The sequence below is a fragment of the Campylobacter portucalensis genome (genome assembly GCF_009690845.1).
Lineage (GTDB): Bacteria > Campylobacterota > Campylobacteria > Campylobacterales > Campylobacteraceae > Campylobacter_B > Campylobacter_B portucalensis.
On sequence record NZ_VWSJ01000009.1, the window covers coordinates 39379 to 57575 of the forward strand.

At 27.5% G+C, this 18197-nt stretch carries 16 protein-coding genes and 1 tRNA gene; 11 read left to right on the forward strand and 6 right to left on the reverse strand.

Translation table 11 applies throughout. The features are described from left to right. The first annotated feature begins 118 nt into the window (after window positions 1-118). Window positions 119-2197: an RNA degradosome polyphosphate kinase gene (locus F1B92_RS03735; RefSeq protein ID WP_154570570.1), complete on the forward strand. Its 2079-nt coding sequence runs from the start codon at window positions 119-121 to the stop codon at window positions 2195-2197. A 1248-nt stretch (window positions 2198-3445) separates the two neighbouring features. Here the strand turns inward: F1B92_RS03735 and tgt are convergent. Further along, entirely contained in the window at window positions 3446-4564 is a 1119-nt protein-coding gene (gene tgt, locus F1B92_RS03740) for a tRNA guanosine(34) transglycosylase Tgt (RefSeq protein WP_154570571.1), read from the reverse strand. A gap of 39 nt (window positions 4565-4603) precedes the next feature. Here tgt and F1B92_RS03745 point away from each other — a divergent pair, with 39 nt between their 5' ends. The 7 genes from F1B92_RS03745 to F1B92_RS03775 are packed head-to-tail and all read left to right on the forward strand — an operon-like array spanning window position 4604 to window position 12338. Continuing rightward, window positions 4604-6022, forward strand: a complete 1419-nt coding sequence (locus F1B92_RS03745) for a hypothetical protein (RefSeq protein ID WP_154570572.1) — start codon at window positions 4604-4606, stop codon at window positions 6020-6022. 41 nt (window positions 6023-6063) lie between these two features. Beyond that, window positions 6064-7098: a 3-dehydroquinate synthase gene (aroB, locus tag F1B92_RS03750; RefSeq protein WP_154570573.1), complete on the forward strand. Its 1035-nt coding sequence runs from the start codon at window positions 6064-6066 to the stop codon at window positions 7096-7098. After that, window positions 7095-8726, forward strand: a complete 1632-nt coding sequence (locus F1B92_RS03755; RefSeq protein WP_154570574.1) for a mechanosensitive ion channel family protein — start codon at window positions 7095-7097, stop codon at window positions 8724-8726. Before aroB ends, F1B92_RS03755 begins: the two co-directional genes overlap by 4 nt. After that, complete coding sequence (gene mtaB / locus F1B92_RS03760) at window positions 8723-9961, forward strand: tRNA (N(6)-L-threonylcarbamoyladenosine(37)-C(2))-methylthiotransferase MtaB (protein WP_154570575.1); 1239 nt, start codon at window positions 8723-8725, stop codon at window positions 9959-9961. Before F1B92_RS03755 ends, mtaB begins: the two co-directional genes overlap by 4 nt. Beyond that, window positions 9924-11609, forward strand: coding sequence for an AAA family ATPase (locus F1B92_RS03765; protein WP_154570576.1), 1686 nt, complete (start codon window positions 9924-9926; stop codon window positions 11607-11609). The genes mtaB and F1B92_RS03765 overlap by 38 nt, the downstream gene beginning before the upstream one ends. After that, window positions 11596-12144, forward strand: a complete 549-nt coding sequence (mog, locus tag F1B92_RS03770) for a molybdopterin adenylyltransferase (RefSeq protein ID WP_154570577.1) — start codon at window positions 11596-11598, stop codon at window positions 12142-12144. The genes F1B92_RS03765 and mog overlap by 14 nt, the downstream gene beginning before the upstream one ends. 50 nt (window positions 12145-12194) lie before the next feature. After that, window positions 12195-12338 carry a WG repeat-containing protein gene (locus F1B92_RS03775; RefSeq protein ID WP_326833085.1) on the forward strand — a complete coding sequence of 48 codons (144 nt, stop codon included), beginning with the start codon at window positions 12195-12197 and terminating at the stop codon, window positions 12336-12338. Between the two features lie 919 nt (window positions 12339-13257). On the opposite strand, the gene F1B92_RS03780 is transcribed toward F1B92_RS03775, so the two are convergent. The 5 genes from F1B92_RS03780 to F1B92_RS03800 all read right to left on the reverse strand — a co-directional run bounded on the left by F1B92_RS03780 (window position 13258) and on the right by F1B92_RS03800 (window position 15662). Beyond that, window positions 13258-13785, reverse strand: coding sequence for a cysteine hydrolase family protein (locus F1B92_RS03780; protein WP_154570578.1), 528 nt, complete (start codon window positions 13783-13785; stop codon window positions 13258-13260). Between the two features lie 45 nt (window positions 13786-13830). Next, window positions 13831-14160 carry a tetratricopeptide repeat protein gene (locus F1B92_RS03785; protein WP_154570579.1) on the reverse strand — a complete coding sequence of 110 codons (330 nt, stop codon included), beginning with the start codon at window positions 14158-14160 and terminating at the stop codon, window positions 13831-13833. A 13-nt stretch (window positions 14161-14173) separates the two neighbouring features. Continuing rightward, window positions 14174-14500, reverse strand: coding sequence for a tetratricopeptide repeat protein (locus F1B92_RS03790; protein WP_154570580.1), 327 nt, complete (start codon window positions 14498-14500; stop codon window positions 14174-14176). Window positions 14501-14517: 17 nt separating this feature from the next. Then, window positions 14518-15321, reverse strand: a complete 804-nt coding sequence (locus F1B92_RS03795; protein ID WP_154570581.1) for a transporter substrate-binding domain-containing protein — start codon at window positions 15319-15321, stop codon at window positions 14518-14520. A gap of 264 nt (window positions 15322-15585) precedes the next feature. Continuing rightward, window positions 15586-15662: transfer RNA gene (locus F1B92_RS03800), tRNA-Arg, on the reverse strand. 134 nt (window positions 15663-15796) lie between these two features. Between F1B92_RS03800 and F1B92_RS03805 the strand changes: the two genes are divergently transcribed. The 3 genes from F1B92_RS03805 to F1B92_RS03815 are packed head-to-tail and all read left to right on the forward strand — an operon-like array spanning window position 15797 to window position 18188. Next, window positions 15797-17257: an acetyl-CoA carboxylase subunit A gene (locus F1B92_RS03805; protein ID WP_407643627.1), complete on the forward strand. Its 1461-nt coding sequence runs from the start codon at window positions 15797-15799 to the stop codon at window positions 17255-17257. Further along, window positions 17254-17472, forward strand: a complete 219-nt coding sequence (locus F1B92_RS03810; RefSeq protein ID WP_154570583.1) for a hypothetical protein — start codon at window positions 17254-17256, stop codon at window positions 17470-17472. The genes F1B92_RS03805 and F1B92_RS03810 overlap by 4 nt, the downstream gene beginning before the upstream one ends. Further along, window positions 17469-18188, forward strand: coding sequence for an arginyltransferase (locus F1B92_RS03815; protein ID WP_154570584.1), 720 nt, complete (start codon window positions 17469-17471; stop codon window positions 18186-18188). Before F1B92_RS03810 ends, F1B92_RS03815 begins: the two co-directional genes overlap by 4 nt. The last annotated feature ends 9 nt before the right edge of the window (window positions 18189-18197 follow it).

Sequence of the window (18197 nt, forward strand, 5' to 3'; positions counted from 1 at the left end):
TGAATAAAAACTTTATTTTAAATTTATCTATTAAGATTTAAATTTATAAAATAGAATTCTAAAATTTCATTACAATTTTTTGCTATAATAGGCGTTAATTTTTATAAAAGGTTGCGTGATGTCAGAAATTTCAAATATTTTTATAAATAGGGAGCTTTCTTGGCTTAGATTTAATACAAGAGTTTTGGCTCAGTGTAAAAAAAATATACCTTTGATTGAAAAACTCAAATTTTTAGCTATATATTCAACAAATTTGGATGAATTTTATATGATAAGAGTGGCTGGATTAAAACAACTTTTTATGGCTGGAATTACAGCTAGCGGAAGCGATGAGATGACTCCACTTGAACAATTAAGAGAGATTAGGGCTTATTTGCAAAATGAGTTAAATGATCTAACAAATGAGTATGAAAAGGTTGTAAATTCTTTAAAAGAGAGTGGATTTTTTATAGTAAATTATGATGAGTTGGATGAAGCTTTAAAATTAAAAGCTGATGATTATTTCTTTTCAAATCTTTTGCCCATTATTGTTCCAATCGCTGTTGATTCAACCCACCCTTTTCCGCATTTAAACAATCTCAGTTTTGCTCTTGCTGTAAAATTAGAAGATATAAATAAGCAAGATAGCATTAAATTTGGAATGATAAGAATTCCAAGGGTTATGCCTAGATTTGTGCAAGTAAGCGATAATTTTTATGTTCCTATAGAAAGCATTGTTCAACGTCATGCAGAAGAGATTTTTCCAGGGTATAAACTTATTAGCTCTGCTGCATTTAGGGTTACTAGAAATGCTGATATTGTGATAGAAGAAGAAGAAGCAGATGATTTTATGATGATATTGGAGCAGGGGTTAAAGCTTAGAAGAAAGGGTGCTTTTGTGCGTTTGCAAATAGCTAAAAATTCAGATCCAGATCTGCTTGAATTTCTAAATTCTCATATGAAAATTTTTTATAAAGACATTTATGAATACAGTATCCCTTTATCGCTAGATGGACTTTGGAGCGTTGTTAGTAATAAAGATTTTGTACATTTAATGAATCCTCTTTATACCCCCAAAACACTACCTCCATTTTGTGATAATAGCTCTATTTTTGATGAGATGGATAAGGGCGATATTTTAATAAATCACCCTTATGAGAGCTTTGAACCTGTAGCTAGCCTAATAAAGGAAGCAGCAAAAGATCCTAAAGTGATATCTATCAGAATGACGCTTTACAGGGTCGAAAAAAACTCATCAATAGTTCAAGCATTAATAGATGCAGCAAATGAAGGCATACAAGTAACTGTAATGGTAGAGTTAAAGGCTAGATTTGATGAGGAAAATAATCTTCACTGGGCTAAATCATTAGAAGATGCAGGAGCACATGTAATTTATGGAATAACTGGTTTTAAAGTCCATGCAAAAGTTACGCAAATCATAAGAAAAAGCGGTGATAGGCTTAAATTTTATATACATTTTGGCACTGGAAATTACAATGGAAGCAGTGCTAAAGTTTATACTGATATTAGTTTTTTTACCACAGATGAAAATTTCGCAAAAGACACCACGACATTTTTTCATATCCTTTCAGGATATAATAAAAATCGCCATTTAAATACTCTTTCAATGTCGCCAATGCAAATAAAAAAACGTTTAATAGATATGATAAAACTTGAAGAAAGCAGAGGTAAGGATGGTTGTATTATCGCTAAAATGAATGCACTCGTAGATACAGATATGATAAAAGCTCTCATAAAAGCAAATAAAGCAGGGGTTAAGATAAATTTAATAGTTAGAGGAATTTGTTGCTTAAGACCTGGAATCGAAGGGGTAAGTGATAATATCAAAATTATATCAATTGTGGGAAAATACCTAGAACATGCTAGAATTTTTTATTTTAAACATTCAAATCCGGAAGTTTATATATCTAGTGCTGATTGGATGCCTCGAAATTTGGAGCGAAGATTAGAGTTAATGACTCCTATTTATAATGAAAATTTAAAAAAGAAATTAAAAGACATATTAAAAGTTCAATTAAGTGACACTGCACTTGCATTTGAGCTGCAAAATAGCGGCGAATATAAAAAAATCGAAGAAAACGGTAAGATAGATAGCCATATGATTTTTGAGGAGTATTATAATAAAATATTTAAAAGCATAAAAAAACATAGTGATGTTAATGATATTTTGGTTACTAAACTACTAAAAGATAGTTGATTAAGCTAAATTTAGAGATTTGTTTCTACTTTTAATCGCTCTTTTGGCAATTTATTTTAAATTTGTGTCCATATTTAATTTTTGATTGAGATATATAATTTAAAAATAAAATCTATATTTATCACAATTTGTAAATTAAAATTTATCATATATTTTAATAACATAGTTGCTGGAAAAATCAATAAAATTAAAGAATTTATGATAATGAATTTCTAAAAAAGAAGCTTATTTGATTTTATTGGAAAATTTAATCAATAATCCATGTAAATTTAAAACTATACAAAATATGATTATAAAAATAACTTTGATATTAAATTTATTGTGTTTAAAATATTATTTTTGATAATTTAAATTTTTGACTCTAAAACGCTAAGAGTGATTATGAAAAAATTAAAGCAATTTTGGATTATCAAATAAGCTTTAAAAAAATCATATATTTTTATACAGTAGTGATAGATTATAGTGCTTTATATGGTATTGCAAAATTTTCACTATAAGAAAAATTAAAAATAAGTATTTGTTATTTGTGAAATAAAAATGTAGATGAAATGTTAATTTTAAAAATAATATCAAAATTTGATTATAAAAAAGATTTAAGTGAATGCTTTGATTTATCGATGATATAACTTGATTGCAAATAAAATAATAATAAATTTTAAAACAAAAATTCATATAAAAACATTGATAACAAGCTAAAAAAGTATAAGAAGTGTAAAATAAAATCATTACTTTGAAAAATAGTATAAAATTATTTCTTTTTGAATTAGCAATAAATCGGGCTTTATATCTAAAATTTTTATTTATAGTAGTTTTGAAAACTCTTTGAAATATTTTTGATATCTCTTTTAAAATCGTCTAATATTTTTTATTTTTACAATCCTATTTTCAAATTTAATATCTTTAGATTTTTGTACAAATTCTTACTGTTTTAAGTTTTCTCTTATTTTACTCAGCAACAATCCTAAAAAAGCCTATAATCTTACAAAATTTAGTTTTTAATTTTAAGATTATGAGTGATAAAATCGATCACTTTAGTAGTTTAAAAATTTGTGATAAATGGTTTATTGTGGCTAAAAATGGCAAATATCGTAAAGATAATTTTCTAACATCAGATTTTTTGAGCTTAAACTAAAAAATAAAGAGAATTATCAATTTTGTATAACATTAATAAGAAATCAAATTTATTCTACTTAATTTCTTTATATTTAAGCCCAAATAAGGATAAATTTTCACTAAATACAGCCCTATTTAACTTCTCTTTGCATAAAATGCTTTTTTAAATTTACTAAATTCCCTTTTTAAAATCGCTTCTCTAGCACCTTTCGTTAAATTTAGATAATAATGAAGATTATGAAGACTTGCAAGGCGGTAAAAGGTAAGTTCTTTGCTTCTATAAAGATGATTTAAATATCCCCTAGAATATCTTTTACAAGTATAACAATCGCACTCTTTATCAATAGGCATATCATCGTTTATAAATTTAGCACTTTTGATATTTATCTTACCAAAGCTCGTAAAAAGCGTACCATTTCTTGCATTTCTTGTTGGCATTACACAATCAAACATATCAACCCCACGCTCAATATTTTCTATCAAATCTTCAGGCGTTCCAACTCCCATTAAATATCTAGGGCGATTTTCATCGATAAATTCCATCACACCCTCTACAGTGTCATACATCTCTTCATTGCTCTCTCCAACACTCAATCCACCAATGGCAAGCCCATCAAATTCCATCTCGCTAAATTCTAAAGCACATTTTTTTCTAGCTTCATAATCAGTGCCTCCTTGAATTATCCCAAATAAATTTTGATTTATCCCAATTCCATTCATTTGCTTAAATTTATGATACTCAAGTGCCTCTTTTCCCCATAAAATAGTTCTTTTTATGCTTTCTTCAACTCTTTTTTTTGTAGCTGGTAGGGCTATTAAATCATCTAAAATCATCATAATATCGCTTTTTAAATTATGCTGGATATCGATAACTGATTTAGGCGTAAAATAGTGTCTTGAGCCATCTATATGAGAAGCAAATTTAATCCCCTCATCAGTAGTTTTTGAAATTTTGCTTAAACTAAAAGCTTGAAATCCACCGCTATCGGTTAAAAAACTTCTATTAAATTTAGTAAATCCATGAAGTCCGCCAAAATTCTTCACAACTTTTGAAGTAGGGCGTAGATACATATGGTAAGTATTTGCTAAGATTATTTTAGCATCTAAAATTTCACTCATATCAACAGCATCTAAACTTTTCACAGCTCCAACAGTTCCAACAGGCATAAAAACAGGAGTTTTTATAATTGAGTGAGCTGTTTTAATCGTGCAAGCTCTAGCATTTTCATCTGTTTTATCTATTTTAAATTCCATTTTGCTATAATATCCTTTTTAAAAAAATTTGGAGTAAATATGAAAAATATCTTAATTATTGCAGATGGAATTGTAGCAAAAAATTTCTTAGAAAATATAGTAAAACTAAAAAATGTTAATCATAATTATGTTATTGTGATTAATGATGATGAAACTTTACCAAAAAATTTCAATATAGAAAATGCAAAAGTTTATAAATTTGATCCAACTAGCAAAGCTAGATTAGAGATGATTGTGGATGATAATTTTGATAGATTTTTGGTTATTATGGATGATAAATTTGAAGCAAAAATTGTTTATGAAAATTTAAGATCTTTAAATAGCGATGAAGAAATTTATCTGCTTGATAAGTGGAATTTAATAGAAGAGATAGAAGATGAGCATATGAAATTTATAAATGTAAATTCCATTATCTCATCAAGACTTGTAGGATTTTTACCAGATAGTCCAGTTTTTGCTGATAATATCGGACTTGGTGAGGGTGAAATTATGGAGGTTAAAGTTCCAATTGGAAGCTCATTTGCATATAAGAGGTTAAATACAATTTTACGAAATAGTTTTTCAATTCCTATGATTTATAGACATAATGAGATAATTTTAACTAAAAATAATACTATGATTTTTCCAAATGATTCTCTTTTGTTGGTTGGCAAACCAGCTATTTTAAAGGATGTATTTTTATCTATAAAAAAAGCAAAAGGTCAATTTCCATCACCTTTTGGTATAAATTTTTATCTTATTTTTGATATGAAAAATTTAAGTTATGAAAGATTTAAAAAAATATATGAAAATGCTATTTTTCTTAATAAAACAATAACAAACCATAAGCTTTACATAAGAGTTATAAATCCAACTATTTCTAAAATTTTAGATGATATAAAAAAATTAAATGAAGATGATAGTTGCGAGGTTTTTATAGATTATAATCACACCAAACCTGATATGATGAAAGTAGATATAAAAAAACATGAAATTGGAATGGTTATAGCTGAAAAAAATTTTTTTGAAACTTATAAAAAACAATTTTATAGCCTTAAAACTCCTGTTTTGTCGATTGGAAAAGGTGATATTAAAAATTTAAAAAAAGGCGTTATTTTGGTAAATTCAAAAAGTAGCACAAGTGAAGCTAGTGTTGTTTTTGATCTTTGTGGTCAGCTTGGCATAGATATTGATTTATATTATTATGATAACGACATTAACTCAAATAAAAGCGTTTTGAGTTATTATGAGAGTTTATCGACATTATTTAAAAAAGATTTAATTATAAATGACGATAAAACGCAAAATCCGCTTCAAATTTTAAAGCATCAAAGTGATTTTTTGCATTTTGTTCCTTTCGATAAAAAAACATTAAAAAGTAAAAGGATAAAATCTATTTTTTCTAAAGATATGGATGAGCTTTATTTTATGCTAGAGGACAATTATCAACTTTTTATACCTAGTTATTGTGAAATTTAATAATTTAAGATAAAATAAAGCACTTATTAAAAGGTAAAATTATGCAAGTAGATGTAGATTTAAAAGATTTTAGTTATAAAGTTTTTATAGATGAGCTATCTCAGTTAAAATTTAATCAAAATGTGGCAATTATTACAAACCAAACTGTATCTGGGCTTTGGTTAAAAGATCTTTTGTCTTTAATTGAAGCTAAAAATTTAAATATAATATCAATTCCAGATGGAGAAAATTATAAGAATTTTGATACTTTAAATTTTATTTTAGAGCAACTTTTTGTTGCTAAATTTGATAGAAAAAGCACTCTTATAGCTTTTGGCGGTGGTGTTGTGAGTGATATTACAGGATTTGCGGCTAGTATTTTTCAAAGAGGAATTGATTTTATAAATATCCCAACAACGCTTTTATCTCAAATAGATGCAAGTGTTGGCGGAAAAACTGGCATTAATAATAAATTTGGTAAGAATTTAATAGGCTCTTTTCATCAACCAAAAGCCGTATATTGCGAGAGTAAATTTTTAAAAACTTTACCGTATCGGGAATTTGTAGCAGGTGTAGCTGAGGGGATAAAAATGGCTATTATGTTTGATAAAAATCTATTTAAATTTTTAGAAAAAAGTGATTTAAAAACTCAAAATGAAATTTCTAAACTTATAAAAAAATGCGTAGAAATAAAAGCAAAAGTTGTTAGCTTAGATGAAAGGGAGTCAAATATAAGAGTTGTTTTAAATTACGGTCATACTTTTGGTCATGTTATAGAAAATAATACAAATTATCTTAAATTTCTCCACGGCGAAGCGGTTTCAATTGGTATGAATATGGCAAATCATTTGGCTTTTAGATTAAATTTAATTTCAAAAGATGAACTGGTGTCGATAGAAAAATTACTGATTAAATTTAATCTTCCTACTAGGTATAAAATTAAAGATATAGAGAAATTTTATGATAAATTTTTTCTTGACAAAAAGAGCAGCAATAAAAAAATTAAATTTATTCTTCCAAATGGAATAGGAAAATATATTGTAAAAGATGATATATCAAAAGATATAGTTTTAGAAGTTTTAAGAGAGTTTCAATGAGAATATTTTTTTTAATTTTTATTTTTTTAAATTTTGCTATTGCGGATGTAAATAGCAGTTCCGAAAATTCATTAAAATTTCAACAATATGGAGATTTAAAACGAAATTTAATTAGTATTGATGATAAAATTTCACAAAATATATGGTTTATTCAGTTTCAAAATTATCAAAACTACCAAAATTTAAAAAAAGAGTATGAAAATTTAAAAAAGAAGATTAATGAAACTAAAAAAGCAGAATTAAAAGATGAGTTAAAAAAGCGTCAAAAAACTATTTATGATCAACTTGAGCTTTTAAAAGAGTATGAAAAAGAGCCTTTTACTAGAATGTTAGAGCCAAAAGAGATTGAGATGTATAATAAAATTTTAACGCCTTTTGGTGTGATTGGTGGAATTTCATACATAAAAACTATCTCATCTCACAAGACTCAATATTTAGAAAATATAAAAAATTTAGATGAGTTGTTGTTGGTTTTACAAGAAAAGGATAAAATTTTAAATCAAATTTTAATAAGCGCAAATAGCGATGAAGATAAAAACTTAATACTTACTAAAGTAAATGATAACAAAAAAATAATTGATGAGCTTTTATCGGCAAAAGATACTTCAAAAATCACATATAATGTATATGTAAAAAAAATAGATGAGATTATTTCAAATGTTAGAGCTGATATTAATATACAGGTAAAAATAGTTATTAACATATCTATTTTGATAATTTTTGTCATATTGATTACTATATTATTTAAATATATAGTAAAAAAATCCATAAGCGATAGCGAGCGAGTTTATATGGCAAATAAAATTATAAATTTTATAAATATAAATTTGATTTTGCTAATTATTTTATTTGCATATATAGAAAATGTTTCATATCTAGTAACCTTACTTGGTTTTGCTTCAGCAGGTCTTGCAATTGCGATGAAAGATATGTTTATGAGTATGCTTGGATGGATGGTTATAGTAGTTGGTGGTACCTTTAGGGTTGGAGATAGAATTAAAGTTAGGAAAATAAATGGAGAAATTTATATAGGCGATATTGTAGATATATCTTTGCTTAGAATGACTATTTATGAAGATATAACAATGACGACTTATAAAGATACTAGGCGAGCAGGAAGGATAATTTTTGTTCCAAATAATTATATTTTTACAGAACTCATTTCAAACTATACTCATAGCGGTATGAAGACAGTATGGGATGGTATAGATATACTTCTTACTTTTGATAGCAATCACAAAAAGGCTGTTTATATCATTAAAAATATAGTAAGAAAATACTCTAAAGGCTACACAGATATAGCAAAAAAACAAATGAGTAAATTAAGAAGTCAATACAGCATAAAAAATCCAAATGTTGAGCCCAGAATTTTTACACTTTTTGAGCCTTTTGGTATAAAAATAAGTGTTTGGTATATGACAAATTCATATGCAACCTTAGGGCTTAGAAGCACGATTTCGGCTGAAATTTTAGAATCCATTCAAAAAGAGAAAGATATAGAAATAGCCTATCCAATTCAAAATTTTCATCTATTTAAGACAAAAAAACAAGAGGAAAATTTTAGCACTTTTAAAAATACAGATGCTGAAACTTTATCTCAAACTTTAATAAAGGATCAGTTATTTTGAAAGTATATTTTAAAACTTTTGGTTGCAGAACAAATATTTATGATAGCGAGCTTATGAAAAATTCTTTAAAAATTCACGAAATTTGCGATAATGAAAGCGAAGCAGATGCTATTATTGTAAATTCTTGCACTGTTACAAATGGTGCTGATAGTGATGTTAGAAATTATATAAATAGGATTAAAAGAAGCGGCAAGAAGGTGCTTTTAACAGGATGTGGTGCTGTTAGTAGAGGAGATGAGCTTTTAAAAAGCGGTAAAGTTTTTGGGGTTTTTGGTATGAGTGAAAAATCTCAAATAGATGATTTCTTAGATAGAAAAACGAATTTCATCGAGCTTGGAAATTTAAATTCTAAAGAAAAAAATTTTGTAACAAATTTTACCAATCACACAAAGGCTTTTTTAAAAATTCAAGAAGGTTGCAATTTTAATTGTAGTTATTGCATAATTCCTCAGGTTAGAGGCAGAGCAAGAAGTGAAGATGAAGAAAAAATTTTACTAGAAGCTAAAAATTTAGTAGAAAAAGGATTTTGCGAGCTTGTTTTAACAGGAACAAATATAGGAAGTTATGGGCGTGATAATTCATCAAATTTAGGGAATTTATTAAAAAAACTCTCTAAAATTAATGGAGTTAAAAGAATTCGCCTTGGAAGTTTAGAGCCATCTCAAATAGATGATAGCTTTAAAGAGATTTTGAATGAGCCTTGGCTTGAGAAACATCTTCACATAGCACTTCAACACACTAGTCCAAAAATGTTAAAAATTATGCGTAGAAGAAATGAGGCTTTAAAAGATATTGAGCTTTTTTTTGAGTTAGCTTCAAAAGGTTTTGCATTAGGAACTGATTTTATTGTAGGTCATCCAGGCGAGAGTGATGAGATATGGGAGGAAGCGATTGTAAATTTTAGAGCTTTTCCTCTAACTCATCTGCACGCTTTTATATATTCTAAAAGAGATGGCACTCACTCAGCTAGTTTAAAGATGGATGTAAATGGCACTTTAGCAAAAAAGAGATTAAAGATGATTCAAAATATAGTTGATTTAAATAATTTTAATTTTAGAAAAATGCAAAAAAACCCTCTTGAAATTTTGGTTGAACAAAAAAATGGTGATTACTTTAGTGGATTTGATGAGTATTATAATAAAATTTATATAAAAAGTGATCAAGATCTTAAAAACAGATGGATAAAGGTGGTGGATTATGAGGCTAAATTTGATGCAAATTATGCAGAAATTTAAGAAAAATAAGCTAAATTTTGTTTTATTTTTTTTAGTTATTTTAATAGGACTTTTGAGTTTTGTGTATTTTAGAAATTCCGCAAGTTATATATCTTATGAAGATTACAAAAGGCTTTTAAATTTAAATGCTATAGAAAAAGCTTATATTAAAAATGATAAAATTTATCTAACCTATAATAAAAAAGATTATATCGTTTTAAAAGAAGCTATAAATTTAAATGAGCTTTTTAAAAAAGTAAAAATTTCAAAAGTTGATGAAAATACTTTTTTGATTGAATTTTTGCTTATTTTTGTATTATTTGTGGCATTTTTAAGTTTTCTTATCTTTAAAAGAAATGGCTTAAAAAACTCAACTACTCAAATTCATAAAAACTTAACTAAAAATACATATACCTTCACGCCAGCAATTTCTGATATTAAATTTAGCGATGTTGCTGGAATAGATGAAGTTAAAAGCGAACTTTGTGAGATAGTGGATTTTTTAAAAAATCCAAAATCATACAACAAACTTGGCATAAAGCTTCCAAAAGGTGTGATAATGGTAGGACCTCCTGGAGTTGGCAAGACATTGATAGCAAAGGCGGTTGCAGGCGAGGCTGGAGTGCCATTTTTTTATGAAAGTGGTGCAAATTTTAGCGAAATGTTTGTAGGGCTTGGAGCTAAAAAGGTAAAAGAACTTTTTGCAAATGCTGCATCTTGTGCCCCTTCAATCATATTCATAGACGAAATTGATGCTGTTGGTAAAAGTAGGGGCAATGGGAGGAATGACGAGAGAGAAGTTACTTTAAATCAACTTTTAACTCAAATGGATGGCTTTGAGGAAAATAGCGGAGTAATCGTTATGGCTGCGACAAATAAAATAGAGCTTTTAGATGATGCTTTGCTTAGACCTGGGCGTTTTGATAGAAGAGTTTATGTATCGTTGCCAAACTATAAAGACAGGATAGAAATTTTAAAAATTTATCTAAAAAACAAAAAAACAAATTTAAATTTAAGTAAGTTATCTCGCTTAACAGTTGGTTTTAGTGGTGCTGGACTTGCCACTTTTGTTAATGAGGCTATGATGAATGTATTAAAAAGGGGTGGCGATACTTTAGAATTAAGTGATTTTGAAATTGTTAAGGGAAAAATTTTAAACGGCAAGAAAAAAGAGCTAGTTTTAAGTGAAGAAGAAAAGCAAATTCAAGCCCTTTATCAAGCTTCTAAAGCTCTTAGTGCGTATTGGTTTGGATTGTGTTTTGAAAAAATTCATCTTTTGGAAGAGGAATTTATAAGTGATGATAGAGAAATTTTATCTAAATCAAATTTAGAAAGCAAATTAAAAGTGTATTTGAGTGGATTTTGTGCTCTTAAAATTTATAAAAATGATATCTTTAGCAACTCTAAATTTGACATTCAAAAAGCTCAGAATTTGGCTGAAAAGATGGTTTTTGAGTATGCTATGAATGGTAAATTTATGCCTAATTCTAATGATATTTTGGAAATTTTAGATAAAAATTATCAAGAAATTTCTGATTTTTTAGACACTATGGAAGATGTGCTTTTTGAAATTTCAAAAGTGATTTTTACTTTTGAGATTATAACTTATGATGAAATTCGAAAAATAATAACAAAATTTTATGAAAAGGATGAAGATGCAAAAGATTAAAATAGGTATATTGACTCTTAGTGATAGGGCAAGTAATGGGGTTTATGAAGATAAATCAGGTATGGCTATAAAAGAAATTTTAAATGAATGGATAGTTAATGAAATAGAGTATTTTTATGAGATAATACCTGATGAGTTTGATTTAATCAAACAAAATTTAACTAAATTTTGTGATGAGTTTGATTGTGATTTGATTGTAACAACAGGCGGAACAGGGCCAGCTTTAAGAGATGTAACACCTGAAGCAACTGAAGTGGTTTGCGATAAAATGATGCCAGGTTTTGGTGAGTTGATGAGATTGGAGAGTTTAAAATATGTCCCAACTGCGATTTTATCACGTCAAACAGCAGGCATTAGAAATAAAAGCTTTATCATAAATTTACCAGGCAATCCAAAAGCCATAAGAGAGTGTTTGGAGCCAGTTTTTCCAGCTATTCCGTATTGCATAGATTTGATTGGCGGTAGATACATAAAAACAGATGAGACAAAAATGAAAACTTTTCGCCCTAAACATGCAATAAAGCTAGATGAATAATTTATATTGTAAAAATAAATTTATATATATTTTAATGCGGTAAATTTATCATAGAGCCTAGATTTGGTGATGTTGGGAGTTTTAGCGAAGGTTTGGCAGAATCTAAAATCAATGGAAAATGGGGTTTTATAGATAAAAGTGGTAAATTTATCATAGAGCCTAGATTTGGTGATGTTGGGAGTTTTAGTAAATAGTAACAATTAATGAAAAATCTGCTTTATGGATAAGGATGGAGATATTTTATTCTGACATAGATTGATAGTTTAATTTTGCAAGGATAGAAGATTAAAAATATTTTAGATAATATTTTTAATCTAGCTAAATGCAAAATATGAAACAGATTTTTTAAAATTTCATGAGATTTTAGAAGCTGGTTTTGGATATAAAGCAGTTTTATGAATATAAAAAGATTCAAAATAACTTTGGTTATGAGATATTAGATGACAAGTAGTGTGTTTAAATAAATATAAATTTAATTAATTTTTATTTTTGGTATTAAATTTATAACACTATTTTATTTATGATTAATTATTTTTTATCTAAAAATTTTAAATTCTTTAAAATCAACTTCTAAATTTTAATAAATCTATTTTCTATATTTTAAATTTTTGAGAATTTGGTTTGAAATTAAGCTTTAAATTTATTAAACAGCCTTAAAACAAGGAGTAATTATAAAAATGAAAAATATATATATTATCCACTCATAAATTTAGAAAGCTAAATTTAGAAAAATTTTAAAATGTTTCTGCTTATAACTGCAAACGAAAAGAGGCAAAAGTGATGGGGGGGGTAAGTGGCAAAAATCTTACGTTTTTTACTCATAACTACAAACAAAAGATGGCTTCATATACGTTCTAATAAAGAGTTTCTATCTATTTTAAGATAGTTTAGTAACTTATGATGAATTTAAAAAATTAAAAAAGTGGGGGGGTAAAGAGAAGCAATCATATAAATGGTATAAAAAAAGTAAGTTAAGATTAAATAAATTTAAAAGTTCGCATTAATATAGATTAAAAAGAGCGTAAGTTTTGATATGATGCTAATAAAACGGTAAAAATTTATATTAAATTTTATTAACACTGTATTGAGTTTGTTAAACCTAAAATAATAAATTTAGTCTAAATTAAAAATATCGATGTGTAGATTTTTCATCAATTCAAAGGCTATTTTTTGCATATATAAATTACTGGAAGATACGGCTTTAGCATCGATAAAAATTTTACTATTTGGGCTGGCTGATTTTACTATAATAGCATTTGATATCACGCAAATATCACTAACTAGTCCGCAAAGTTCTATGGAGTTGTAATTTTTATATTTGATTATTTCACCTAGCTCAAAAGATCCAAATGTGCTTTTTTGTATCATTAAGTGATTTTTTGCAAATGCTTCTAAATCTTTATGTATTTTATGACCAAATGTATCTTTTATGCAGTGTTTGATCTGTAAAATTTTGCCTTCAATGCTATCTTGATAATTATTCGTATGAGTATCTAATGTAAAGATTATATCATTTTGATTTTTATTATAAAACTCTAATTTTTTTATTATATTTGGTATGATATCTTTAGCATTTTTAAACCCTAAAGATCCGTCTATAAAGTCGTTTTGCATATCTACAACTACGAGTAAATTTTTCATATTATTAAAATTTTATTTATTGCCACGATCTAAGTGGCAATAAATTTAATATCTATCCATTTTATCACAATTTTGAGGATCATCGCTTTCATCACAAGCTTTTTCTATATAAATTATAGAATTTTTAAAACTTTTTGCAACACCTTCACCATTGTGATACATCTCAGAAATCGCAAAACAAGACTTTGATGCCCTAGCTTCGCAACCTTTTTCAAAAAATTTAAAAGCATTTGTAAAATCTTTTTTTTCATAATACTCAACGCCTAAATTATGGCAAGATTTTGCATTACCGCTTTCACAATCTTTAAGAAGAGCTTCGTTTGCAAAACCAAAACTATCTAAAAGTAACCACAAACCAAAAATATTTTTTTTCATAAATAAACCTTAATTAATATCTATCCATTTTATCACAATTTTGTGGATCATCGCTTTCATCACAAGCTTTTTCTATATAAATTATAGCTTTTTGAGTGCTTTTTGTAACACCTTCACCATTGTGATACATCTCAGAAATCGCAAAGCAAGATTTTGATGCTCTAGCTTCGCAACCTTTTTCAAAAAATTTAAAAGCATTTGTAAAATCTTTTTTTTCATAATACTCAACGCCTAAATTATGGCAAGATTTTGCATTACCGCTTTCACAATCTTTAAGAAGAGCTTCGTTTGCAAAACCAAAACTACTAAGAAATCCTAAAATAAAAATGTATTTTTTCATAATAATCACCTTGATGATTAACCAAAAATTCTATAAATATCATCTAATAAGAAATACTTTTTATCAGCTGTTCCTTTATAGAATGGATTTAGAGTATCTTCAAATGCTTTTTTAAAAAATCCTTCTTTACTTAGTGTAATTAGTTCTTTATTTATAGCTTCAAGAAGTTCTTTATTATTTTTTTGAACACCTATTGCATAGTAACTAGATGTGCCTACGCTAGATATATTTACTTCTAGCTTTTTATCTACAATCGGATACGCTAATACAATCAAATTTGCTCCAGCAAATGCATCTCCTCTTCCGGCTTTTAACTCGCTATAACAATGAAACATATCATTGCAAGATGTGGTTTTAAAGCCCATTTTTTTAAGATCTTTTTCAGCTTCAGTATCACCTTCTACTAAAATATTTTTATCTCTTAATTGAGATATATTATCATAATGATCAGCAACTTTTGTTAAAACTGCTGTATTAACAGCAAAATATGGCATAGAAAAATCTACAACTTTCTCTCTTTCTGGATCAACTATAAACTCAGCAATAACCATATCAACTTGATTTTTTTGTAAAGCTTCTATACGATTATGCGCAGTAACTTCAATAAACTTTATCTTTCCATTTTCACCAACTATATCTTTCGTTATTCTTTTTGCAAAATCAATGTCAAAGCCAACTAATGCCCCATTTTCAAAACTACTAAAAGGAGGTTCATCACCTAAAACCCCAACTCTAATAACGCCACTTTTTTGAATTTCAGCTAAAGAATTTCCAAATAGAAAATTAGTTAGTAAAATTAAAAATAAAACTATTTTCTTCATAAAACAGCTCCTTAAAATATTAAATTTAGATCGTAAAGTATAAACTGAAATATTAAATATTTATAAAATATTAATTGTAAAAAATCAAAAAAAAAAAAAACGATTATTTATATCGATTTTATGGATACAAGTTTAAAAATTTAACAAAAAATTTATGTATATAAATTTACTCATAATTTAATAAAAATTTAAGTAATTTATTTTAATTTTTAAAATTTTCAATGATTATTTAAAAAACAATATTTTTATCTAATTAAAATCAAATGGTGCGCCCTAGAAGATTCGAACCTCTGACCTTTTGAACCGCAATCAAATGCTCTATCCAGCTGAGCTAAGGACGCACAAATTTAAAAACCGATATATTATCAAATTTAAACTTAAAATTAGCAAAAAATAAAATAAATTTTGTAAATTTTAGTTTTTTATATAGTTTTAACTAAAATTATATTAATATATACGTAAAATTTTTAAAGGTGTGATTATGATACATAAAATTCTTGTCGCAAATCGTGGCGAAATAGCAGTTAGAGTTATAAGAGCTTGCAGGGATTTACACATTACAAGTGTGGCGATTTATACAAGACCTGATAAATCTTGCTTACATGTTAGGATAGCTAGTGAAGCTTATGAAGTTGGAGAACATCCAATGAAAGGATACTTAGATCCTCATAAAATAGTAGAGGTTGCTAAGCAGTGTGGTGCTGATGCGATTCATCCAGGATATGGATTTTTGAGTGAAAATTATGAATTTGCAAAGATTGTAGAAGAAGCTGGACTTATTTTTATAGGACCAAAAGCAGATGTTATCCATAAAATGGGCAATAAAAACATAGCTAGATATTTAATGAAAAAAAATGGAATTCCAGTTGTGCCAGGCACTGAAAAATTAAATAATGAAAGTATTGAAAATATAAAAAAATACGCTAGACAAATCGGCTATCCAGTTATCTTAAAAGCAAGTGGTGGCGGTGGCGGTCGAGGTATTAGAGAGGTTCATAAAGAAGAGGATTTAGAGGGATTATTGCAAGATTGCAAAAGGGAGGCTTTAGCTTTTTTTAATAATGATGAAGTGTTTATGGAGAAGTTAATTATCAGTCCAAGGCATATTGAGTTTCAAATTTTAGGTGATAATTATGGAAACATCATACATTTATTAGAAAGAGATTGTTCTATCCAAAGACGTCATCAAAAAATAATAGAAATAGCACCAAGTCCAACGGTTAGTGAAAATTTAAGAAAAACGATGGGTGTGGTTGCTGTTGCGGCGGCTAAAGCTGTTGGATATACGAATGTTGGAACGGTTGAGTTTTTGCTAGATGATTATAATAATTTCTATTTTATGGAGATGAACACAAGAATTCAAGTCGAACATGGAATCACTGAAGAGATAACGGGCGTGGATTTGATAGTTAGACAAATCAGAATTGCAGCTGGTGAAATTTTAGACTTAGAACAAAGCGATATAAAAGCTCAAGGATTTGCTATCGAGGCTAGGATTGTAGCAGAAGATGCGGCTAAAAATTTCACGCCAGCTCTTGGAAAAGTTACTGGATACTATCCTGCTTTAGGACCATCAGTTAGAGTTGATAGCCACTTATATAAAGACTATAATATTCCACCATTTTATGACTCTCTTTTAGCTAAGCTTATGGTTAGGGCAACTAGTTTTGATTTGGCTGTAAATAAATTAGAAAGAGCTTTGGAAGAATTTAGCATAGAAGGCGTTACCACAACTATACCTCTACTTTTAGCTGTTAGTAAAAGTAGGGAATTTAGAAGAGGTTTTTTTGATACATCATATACAGATAAAAATATGGAAGTTTTAGTGAAAGAAATGCAAAAATACAAAGATAAAAAAAATAAATTTAAAAACGAAGATCAAATTTTAAATGTCATAACAGAGGCTATCGAGAGATTTGAAAAGGATAATAGATGAATGATTTTTTTGATAGCCTAAAAGAGATAAAAAAAGATTTAAAAAAACAAGAGAGCATTAAATCAAAAGCTAAGCAAAAAATTGCTCCAAAAAATGAAAATTATATTTTTAAAGATGAGTTTGATATTGAAAAAGAAAGCATCAAGTCAAGACAAAAAAGATTGCAAAATGAGTTTTTGTCCTATATGAAAGATCAAGGTGTAAAAGAGATATGACAGCGTTTTGCACTCTTGAAACTAAGTGTCCATATTTGAGTAACGAAAAAAGTAGAACTGAGTATTTATATATTAAAAATTGTAGTTTTAGTTTAAATTCTGAGTTGGTAAAGCGTGGATATAGACGTTTTGGTGAGTATTTTCAGCGTCCTATTTGTGGCTTTTGTGATGAGTGCGTAAGCGTTAGAATAGATGCTTTTAAATTTAAGCTAAGCAAAAGTCAAAGGAGAAATTTAAGAAAAAATCTAAAAACAAATTGGATGATAACAAGACCTTTAGTAGATAGAGAGCATGTTGAGCTTTTTAAAAAATATCATAAATATATGGAGCATAAAAAAGATTGGAAATATTATGATATGGATATTAGAAAATATTATGATATATATGTTTTGGGATATGGTAAATTTGGTAAAGAAATTTCATTTTATGATGAGAATAAAAAGCTTATTTGTGTGGATTTAATAGATATTGTTGATGATGGGATAAGCTCTATTTATTGCTATTATGATCCTGATTTTTTGCATCTTGGGCTTGGTAAATTTTCTCTTTTGAAAGAGATTGAATTTGCAAAAATTTCAAATCTTAGATGGATATATCTTGGATATTATGTAAAAGGGTGCGATAGTTTGGAATATAAAAAGGATTTTTTGCCTCAAGAAGCGTTAAGAGAGTATGTTGATTTTTATCAAGAGCCTGTATGGGTTGATTTTAAATAGATATGATTT

What these genes read in the sequence shown, in the direction of transcription:
- F1B92_RS03735 (WP_154570570.1), top strand. Translation starts at nt 119, where the DNA reads ATGTCAGAAATTTCAAATATTTTTATAAATAGGGAGCTTTCTTGGCTT.
- tgt (WP_154570571.1), bottom strand. Translation starts at nt 4,564, where the DNA reads ATGGAATTTAAAATAGATAAAACAGATGAAAATGCTAGAGCTTGCACG.
- F1B92_RS03745 (WP_154570572.1), top strand. Translation starts at nt 4,604, where the DNA reads ATGAAAAATATCTTAATTATTGCAGATGGAATTGTAGCAAAAAATTTC.
- aroB (WP_154570573.1), top strand. Translation starts at nt 6,064, where the DNA reads ATGCAAGTAGATGTAGATTTAAAAGATTTTAGTTATAAAGTTTTTATA.
- F1B92_RS03755 (WP_154570574.1), top strand. Translation starts at nt 7,095, where the DNA reads ATGAGAATATTTTTTTTAATTTTTATTTTTTTAAATTTTGCTATTGCG.
- F1B92_RS03765 (WP_154570576.1), top strand. Translation starts at nt 9,924, where the DNA reads ATGAGGCTAAATTTGATGCAAATTATGCAGAAATTTAAGAAAAATAAG.
- mog (WP_154570577.1), top strand. Translation starts at nt 11,596, where the DNA reads ATGCAAAAGATTAAAATAGGTATATTGACTCTTAGTGATAGGGCAAGT.
- F1B92_RS03780 (WP_154570578.1), bottom strand. Translation starts at nt 13,785, where the DNA reads ATGAAAAATTTACTCGTAGTTGTAGATATGCAAAACGACTTTATAGAC.
- F1B92_RS03785 (WP_154570579.1), bottom strand. Translation starts at nt 14,160, where the DNA reads ATGAAAAAAAATATTTTTGGTTTGTGGTTACTTTTAGATAGTTTTGGT.
- F1B92_RS03790 (WP_154570580.1), bottom strand. Translation starts at nt 14,500, where the DNA reads ATGAAAAAATACATTTTTATTTTAGGATTTCTTAGTAGTTTTGGTTTT.
- F1B92_RS03795 (WP_154570581.1), bottom strand. Translation starts at nt 15,321, where the DNA reads ATGAAGAAAATAGTTTTATTTTTAATTTTACTAACTAATTTTCTATTT.
- F1B92_RS03810 (WP_154570583.1), top strand. Translation starts at nt 17,254, where the DNA reads ATGAATGATTTTTTTGATAGCCTAAAAGAGATAAAAAAAGATTTAAAA.
- F1B92_RS03815 (WP_154570584.1), top strand. Translation starts at nt 17,469, where the DNA reads ATGACAGCGTTTTGCACTCTTGAAACTAAGTGTCCATATTTGAGTAAC.